The 7,611-nt window shown below is 25.5% G+C and carries 8 protein-coding genes; 3 read left to right on the top strand and 5 right to left on the bottom strand.

The window, feature by feature from the left end:
- Positions 1 to 459: 459 nt before the first annotated feature.
- Positions 460 to 1,386, top strand: coding sequence for a DUF166 domain-containing protein (locus MBFIL_RS01155; protein WP_066970657.1), 927 nt, complete (start codon positions 460 to 462; stop codon positions 1,384 to 1,386).
- A gap of 51 nt (positions 1,387 to 1,437) precedes the next feature.
- Here MBFIL_RS01155 and MBFIL_RS01160 read toward each other — a convergent pair whose 3' ends face one another.
- Entirely contained in the window at positions 1,438 to 2,214 is a 777-nt protein-coding gene (locus tag MBFIL_RS01160; RefSeq protein WP_169805485.1) for a winged helix-turn-helix domain-containing protein, read from the bottom strand.
- Positions 2,215 to 2,503: 289 nt separating this feature from the next.
- Between MBFIL_RS01160 and MBFIL_RS01165 the strand changes: the two genes are divergently transcribed.
- Entirely contained in the window at positions 2,504 to 2,743 is a 240-nt protein-coding gene (locus MBFIL_RS01165) for an MTH865 family protein (protein ID WP_066970659.1), read from the top strand.
- Between the two features lie 636 nt (positions 2,744 to 3,379).
- On the opposite strand, the gene MBFIL_RS01170 is transcribed toward MBFIL_RS01165, so the two are convergent.
- From MBFIL_RS01170 to MBFIL_RS10735, 4 genes are read right to left on the bottom strand one after another with little or no spacing between them, the layout of a single operon-like run.
- A complete protein-coding gene (locus tag MBFIL_RS01170; RefSeq protein WP_066970661.1) occupies positions 3,380 to 3,865 on the bottom strand; it encodes a hypothetical protein in 486 nt (161 codons plus the stop codon).
- Positions 3,866 to 3,898: 33 nt separating this feature from the next.
- Positions 3,899 to 4,525, bottom strand: a complete 627-nt coding sequence (locus MBFIL_RS01175) for an energy-coupling factor ABC transporter permease (protein WP_066970662.1) — start codon at positions 4,523 to 4,525, stop codon at positions 3,899 to 3,901.
- Positions 4,526 to 4,584: 59 nt separating this feature from the next.
- On the bottom strand, positions 4,585 to 5,049 hold the full coding sequence (locus tag MBFIL_RS01180) for a hypothetical protein (protein WP_157078611.1): 465 nt from the start codon (positions 5,047 to 5,049) through the stop codon (positions 4,585 to 4,587).
- A 57-nt stretch (positions 5,050 to 5,106) separates the two neighbouring features.
- Entirely contained in the window at positions 5,107 to 5,298 is a 192-nt protein-coding gene (locus MBFIL_RS10735) for a hypothetical protein (protein ID WP_066970666.1), read from the bottom strand.
- A 730-nt stretch (positions 5,299 to 6,028) separates the two neighbouring features.
- On the opposite strand from MBFIL_RS10735, the gene mch reads away from it, so the two are divergent.
- Positions 6,029 to 6,994: a methenyltetrahydromethanopterin cyclohydrolase gene (gene mch / locus MBFIL_RS01190; RefSeq protein ID WP_066970667.1), complete on the top strand. Its 966-nt coding sequence runs from the start codon at positions 6,029 to 6,031 to the stop codon at positions 6,992 to 6,994.
- Positions 6,995 to 7,611: the final 617 nt, after the last annotated feature.

The raw sequence follows: 7,611 nt of genomic DNA on the forward strand, positions 1-7,611 counted from the left end.
TTTGACATAATCTCATTATAAATGCTTAAAACCTAAATACTGTATTAAAATGTGATAATAATTAGTATGCATTTTATAGTAAAATGTAATATTAAATCTTTTCAGGAGGTAAAATTTTTACATAATCGGAAAATTGCAAAAACAATGGATTATAGGAATACTATAGGATTAAATAATTTAACAATAACTTTATAGTTTAAATTTTTGCTATTAATCTTATTAATCTAGTATTTTTAAACTTTGTATAATTTTTTTATACAATAATTTTTCATTCTATTTTTTATTATTTTTTGAAAATTGTACTGAGCATTACATATATGCACATATATGCACTTACTTTTCATTGAAATTCTTGTAATTCTTTCTTATGGAATTTTCAACACATTCATTTATTAATTAATTAAGATATAATATTTATTAATTAGAATTAAATTAACTTAATCCAAGAGGAATGATTTAATGAAAATATTTATATTAAGCAGTGGGGACTATGGGTCTAAAATTGTTAATGGAATTGCTACACATGGTTTAGCATCAAATATTGTAGGTATTCATGAATTTCCATCACATGAAGAATTACCTGAATTTATTGATAATGTTAGTGAGTATATTCCAAAAAATATTCCTGATGCTGATTTAATAATAGCTGTGGGAATTCATGGGGATCTTAATCTCACAATTCCAGATGTGGTAAAAACATCTGGAGCCCAATCTGTAATCGCACCATTATATCATCCAAAACAATTACCATTAGGTCTTCAAAATGAGATTAAAAAACTATTACCTTCTCAAATAGCTATTGTTTTTCCAATGCCTTTTTGTTCCCTTACTCCAGTTGGGGACAAATACATTGATAAATTTGTAGAAACTTTTGGAAAGCCTATTGTTAATATAGAACATGGAGAAGAAATCACAAATGTTGAGGTGGTTAGAGGGGCTCCATGTGGATCAACATGGTATATAGCTGATAATTTAAGAGGTATTTCAATTAAAAATGCTGAATTTGAAGCTGCAAACAAATTCCACAACTTCCCATGCTCTGCATCAATGACAACAGATCATAACATTGGAGAAACTTACCTTCACCTTGCAGGGTTTAAAACAACTGAATCTATAAAAAGAGCATTAGGTTTCACATATAATTCTGCAGTAGTGGATCCAGATACATGTGAAGGATTAAATGAATGTGATAATCTATGTATTAACTCCTGTCCAAATGTTTTAGCAGGAGACCACACAATATATCACAACTCTAAAGATGATAAAGCAAGAATTGATCCAGGCTCATGTGGTGTATGTGAAGTATGTGTTAGGGAATGTCCATATGGAGCTATTAATATTTTAGATGAAAAAATAGCTGTTAATAAAACTCCTGACTGGAAATAGTAGTATTTAATCATTTAATTTTTAAATTTAATTATTTTATTTACATTATAGTTATAAATTAAGTAAAATATTTATAATATCAAAACCTTTGGTTGTTAATATATATTCTCCATGATCTTCTTTTTGAAATATTAAGTTTGCATTTTGTAATTTTTTAAGATGGAACAGTAAGCTGCCACCTCTAAGTCCTGTGAAATTAGAGATAGTTGTGAATGTTTTTGGTTCAAGAGCTATGAATTTAAGGATTTGTAATCTTTGTTTATTGGAAATTGGATCTAAAATATTATTAACAATAGCTATTTCATCTAATGAGGAAATTTCTTTCTTATTTTCCTTGTTATGATTTTCATAAATCCTTAAAGAATTGATTAATTCTATTTGATGATCAAAAATACCTGAAACTTCATCAAAACAAACATCACATTTATCATTTATACTAACTTTCCTTAAATCTTCTAATTCCTCTTTACTACATCTGATTTTCTCATCTGTTAAATTATCAGGGGATAAATTCTGGGTGTGTTTATTTAAATATTTTTTAAAGACTGTTTTGCATTGTTTTTTCATATCACAATCCTTAACCATTCTTTGATCAAGTACTTCATCGGTTTTTTCTAACATATAACCATTGATTGATCTTATGAATTCATTTTTTAAGTTTGATTCTATTGAATCTAAATAGCTTTGATTAACATTTTCAGCAATCTTTTTAACATTATTATTTATAGAGTGGATCTCATTTTCCATAAAATTAAGTTTTTCATTTATTTTTGATAGTTCCTCATTATCTTCATGTTTATTGTAGCTATTTTTTCCTATTGATTTCATATTATCTCCAAAAACTTTAGTAAATGATTTTAACATTGAATTTTTGAGTAAAAATTTTATTATTCTATTTATACTGCTTAAATTAATATTATTTCTCTTAAATTAAAAAATATTTTCTATGTAGAAAAATATTGTTAGGTATATTTTAATAACGATTAAGTATATTATTCTGTATTATCTTATATATAATTGTCCTCTTAAAGTATTAATAATTATTAGTTAATATCTAGAATAATGAAATAAAGGATACAACAAACTAAAATAAGAGGATAAAAGGAGGAAAAATAGAATGTCTGTTAAAGAAGATATATATGAACAAATAGTTGGAGCTTTAGATGGAGCGACTTTCCCTATAAACACTCCAGATGAATTGTTTAATGCGTTACCTGATGGTGCGAATACTGTTTGTAAATCTGGTGATGTTGAGTTAAAAGCATCAGATGCTGGTGAAGTTTTAACTGCTGCTGATTTCCCATTTGTCTCAAAAGAGAAAGTAGCCAGTACTATTGTTGAAAAGGCAGGGCTTTAAATATCTAAATAGTGATTTATAACACTGAATTGAGAAAACAATTGTTTTCTCAGTTTAAATATGAAACATATTAATTTTTGACTTTACAAAGAATTCCTAGATAAATAGATTATTATTTAATTTTTTATTAGTAATACTGAGTAATACTGGTTTTTTGCACAAAAACAGGAAAACTGAGGAAAACTACTAATAAATCTAATAAACTGCAACATAATGTGTTTGGAACTTACTGAATTACTGAATAAAAAGTGTACTTGTCATATGAATTTGATACAGTCATTTTAATATATTAATTATCTTCTTTTTTTCATCCATATTTTTTCTAATCATTATTTATAATTTTATAATATTTTTCATTATACTCAGAAATGTATAATAATTTAAGTGTCGTATACATAAAAATGTATAAAATAACTATTGTTTTATACATAAAAATATATAATTATTCTATAAAGATAAACATAAAATTCATGTATTATCACCATTTTAAAAAAATTTATAATTCGAAACTTAAATACTCTAAAAATTCATAATAATATCCAAAAAAATATTCAAAGCAATATCTAAAACTATTTTTTTTAATTTTGGGAATTCTTTAAATTGATTATTTAGCAATTATGAAGATTATTTTTTGATTTATCTTTTTAATACAAACACTCCAATACCTGCAACCATTCCTATAATAACAATGACTAAAACAAGAGTTGTGTAATCAATACTCATACTTTCTCCATTAGAATCCTTTGCAGAGTCATTTAAGTTTATAATACCTTCTTTAATATCTGCTTTACTGTTTTCAATAATAGTAACTCGATTAGATAAAGTTGGATGTTTTTCTACATATTTAGTAACAGTATCTTGAAATGCAACAGCTAATATTTTTTTATTAGGATTTTCTAAAGCATGTTCAAGTATATGTTCAACATCGCCATTAGCTGTGAATTTATAGACCTTAATATCAAGATCCATACTATCAACAAGTTTTTTAGTTTCTATTGCATTTGTTTCATTTACTATAATCATATTATCTTCTGTCACATCTACACCATGAGCACTAACTGCAGACATCGCTGTTAAGCCTATTAAAAATATTAGAAATGACATTACAATTTTGAATTTCATTTTTAAACCTCCTTTATTTTAATTTACTGTCCATTAAATCTTTTTTAATGTTAAAATTTCTGGTTTTAGCTTTTCAATAAGTGAACATATAAAAGTTGTAATAAAACCTTCTATAATTCCAATGAATAAATAGTATACTGCGAACACAGGTGCTAATGTTTCAAAGGTGGCTACATCTGCAATTATTAATATGAGAATTTGTGTAAATGCAGCTATGATAATTCCCAAAAATGTTCCTAAAAATATTCCAAAACTTTCTTTAAATCTCGAAGTAATTTTGTAAATTGCATATACTGATAAACTCAGAATTACGCCCATTGTAAATGTATTCGCTCCTATGACTGTTAATCCTCCCTCTCCTATTAAACATTGAACTATTAAAGCTAAGAATGATACTGTTGTTCCACTAAAAGGTCCTAAAACTATTACTACTAATGGAATTAAAAAAAAGTGCATAGGTATTCCAAATGGGGAAGGAATTGTTATAGTTGATACGACTATTGTTGTTGCAGTTAATACAGCAGTCAAGACTAATCTTTTATTTCTTTGATCTTCTTCTAACTTAGATAATCTCAATAAAAAAATTCCCAAACAAATTATAACAATTATCCAATAAATTAATGATTGATCCAAAGGAATCATTCCATCAGGCAAATGCATAATACTTTTCCTCCTAAATTATGATATTGCTCAAATCTTAATATTTTCAGATTTAAACTTTATTTAAGAATTCCTGTTTTTAATATAAAGATAATAACTCCAATAATCACTAAAGCAATTATTATTAATATTAATATTGTGTTCAGAGAGATTCCAGAATCGTTCTGATCAGTAGTATTAGTTAAATTTTTATCAGTTACATTGTTTGTTTGATTTTCAGTGCTATTTGTCGTGTTTATAGAACTATTCTCACTACTATCAATATTGCTACTACTGATTTTACTGTTTCCATTACTGTCAATATTGCTACTACTGATTTTACTGTTTCCATTACTGTCAATATTGCTATTACTGATTTTACTGTTTCCATTACTACTGGAATCTTTGCTATTGTTATTAGTAGTTGAATCAGATGGCTTATTTCCTGTATTTTTCGTATCTTCAGTTGTTACTTCATCTCCGTGAGAATGTGGAACACTTGTATCATGTGCAGCGACCATTCCCATTGAAGAAATTAATACCAATAATATACTTATAAAAATAATTTTTGATTTTTTAGTATTTATATTATCATTTCTCCTTTAAACATACTTTAGATGTTGTCTATTAACTATTAAATTTAAAAAATTCGCTTTAAATTTTAATTTAAACTGTTTTAAAATCATTATTTCACTAATTAGGATATTTTGGAACAGACTTATACCTACTGCAAGTATAACACTAAGTAATATTGGTACTAAACTCAATCTTTTTATTTTACTTATTTTCGGCATGTTGTTTCACCATTTTTTTAATTTTATGACCCAATATTTCATAGAACTCTTCAGTAGGTTTTTCCATAGATTTTTCATCTATTTTTTTCATTTATTTTATCCTATCTCTATTTTAATAACATAAATAAAAAATATTAAAATCCATGATGAATGAATGAGTTTAATTATTAAAATCCATGATGAATGAATAAGTTTAATTGAATAAATTAAGAAAAATAATGCTTTAAATTTAAAATATAAATGTATTTAAACTATTTTTAACTATATTTAACAATTATGGGCTCACACATTTAATAAATTCACACAGTAAATTAATTTCAGTAATACAATTTGTCTAAAAATAAGATAAAAGTATTATAAAGTTGATTTTAATTAATATTTTTATTTACAAACATTATTTAATTAACCATATATTATAAATACTTTTCTAAAAACAGTAATACTTTTCTCTTTATTTACCTAATAAAGTATTAATTAATGGAAAAAATCAAAAATAGTAATACTTTTCTCTTTATCTGGTTAAAAAAGTATTAATTAATAGAAAAAGGATTCTGTCAAAATCTTGTTGCATGCTAACAATTTGATAGAATCAATTATTAATTATTAATAATAAAATTTTAAATAATTAAAAAATCAAATAAACAATTATAATATAAATTTATTTGAATTTTTAATTTAAATTACTTAAATTTATTATTAAAATTATTTATAATTTAGTAAGAGGTAAATCATGGTTAGTGTTAATTTAGAAGCTAAAAAAACTGTAGATATATTGATAGAAAAAGCAGATGAACTTAATATAGCTGTTTCAAAATTAGATAATGGTGCAACTATAATCGATTGTGGTGTAAATGTTAGTGGTAGCTTTAAAGCTGGAGAACTTTACACAAAAGTTTGTCTTGGAGGTTTAGCTGAAGTAGGAATATCTATTCCAGGGGACTTGTCTGAAAAATTCGCATTACCTTCTGTAAAAATCAAAACAGACTCTCCAGCTATTTCCACTCTTGGAGCTCAAAAAGCAGGATGGTCTGTAAGTGTAGGTGACTTTTTTGCATTAGGATCAGGTCCAGCAAGAGCACTCGCAAAAAAACCTGCTGAAACTTATGAAGAAATTGGTTATTCTGATGATGCTGATTTAGCTATTTTAACATTAGAATCTGATAAATTACCTGGAGAAGATGTTGCAGAATTAATAGCTAAGGATTCAAAAGTAGATGTTAAGGATGTATATTTACTTGTAGCTCCTACATCTTCTCTTGTTGGTTCTATTCAAATAGCTGGAAGAGTAGTTGAAAATGGAACTTATAAAATGCTTGAAGCACTTCATTTCGATGTAACAAAAGTCAAATATGCTGCAGGAATTGCTCCAATAGCTCCAGTTGACCCAGATGGATTAAAAGCAATGGGTAAAACAAATGATGCAGTACTTTTCGGTGGAAGAACCTATTACTACATTGAATCTGAAGAAGGAGACAACATAAAAGAAGTAGCTGAAAAATTACCTTCCTCAGCAGCAGATGGATATGGAAAACCTTTCTTTGAAGTATTTAAAGAAGCAGAATTTGACTTCTACAAAATTGATAAAGGAATGTTCGCACCTGCAGAAGTTGTTATAAATGATTTAAGAACAGGCGAACTATTCAAATCAGGATACATAAACGTTGATCTTCTTAAAAAATCATTTGGATTACAATAATTATAAAAAATTAATTAATATTTTAAATTGAGTTAATTTTATTTTTTATTTTTTCTTTTTATATTTTTACATCCTTGATGTGTAAAATTTATATCTTAATATTATCTCTATTGCTTCTTAATTAGTATCTCTATTACTTAATTTTAATTTTCTCATAACTCTTAATTAATTTTCTCATTTTGATGGAGATCTTCCATAATTCATTGATTAGTTAATTGATACTTATTGGCTTATATTATGATGATGAAGTAATATTAAGTTAAAATAAGGATTATTATTTAGTTTATTGGGTTTTAAGTGATTTATCTTTGTTGATTATTTTTTAGTAAAGTTTAATAATCTTTGTGTTGAAATATGACTTCATGCATTAATGACTTTAATAAACTTTTTTTTATTAAGTTTTTGTGCATTTATTATGAAATTTGTATTAATAAATTAGTGCTTTTGTATGAATCATGTTTTGATAAATGGCATACTGACTAAGAGATACTTATTTAGACATGTATGGTTTTATACTATGTTTATTTATGTTTTTTCTAGTATATTGTGTCTTTTAGATTTCTTGTTCGTATTGTATTGTATATTGCATTTCTGATGTTTATTTCATTAGTTGCAGC

Origin of the sequence: Methanobrevibacter filiformis, from assembly GCF_001639265.1 — an archaeon.
GTDB classification, from domain to species: domain Archaea; phylum Methanobacteriota; class Methanobacteria; order Methanobacteriales; family Methanobacteriaceae; genus Methanacia; species Methanacia filiformis.

What these genes read in the sequence shown, in the direction of transcription:
- MBFIL_RS01155 (WP_066970657.1), top strand. Translation starts at nt 460, where the DNA reads ATGAAAATATTTATATTAAGCAGTGGGGACTATGGGTCTAAAATTGTT.
- MBFIL_RS01160 (WP_169805485.1), bottom strand. Translation starts at nt 2,214, where the DNA reads ATGAAATCAATAGGAAAAAATAGCTACAATAAACATGAAGATAATGAG.
- MBFIL_RS01165 (WP_066970659.1), top strand. Translation starts at nt 2,504, where the DNA reads ATGTCTGTTAAAGAAGATATATATGAACAAATAGTTGGAGCTTTAGAT.
- MBFIL_RS01170 (WP_066970661.1), bottom strand. Translation starts at nt 3,865, where the DNA reads ATGAAATTCAAAATTGTAATGTCATTTCTAATATTTTTAATAGGCTTA.
- MBFIL_RS01175 (WP_066970662.1), bottom strand. Translation starts at nt 4,525, where the DNA reads ATGCATTTGCCTGATGGAATGATTCCTTTGGATCAATCATTAATTTAT.
- MBFIL_RS10735 (WP_066970666.1), bottom strand. Translation starts at nt 5,298, where the DNA reads ATGCCGAAAATAAGTAAAATAAAAAGATTGAGTTTAGTACCAATATTA.
- mch (WP_066970667.1), top strand. Translation starts at nt 6,029, where the DNA reads ATGGTTAGTGTTAATTTAGAAGCTAAAAAAACTGTAGATATATTGATA.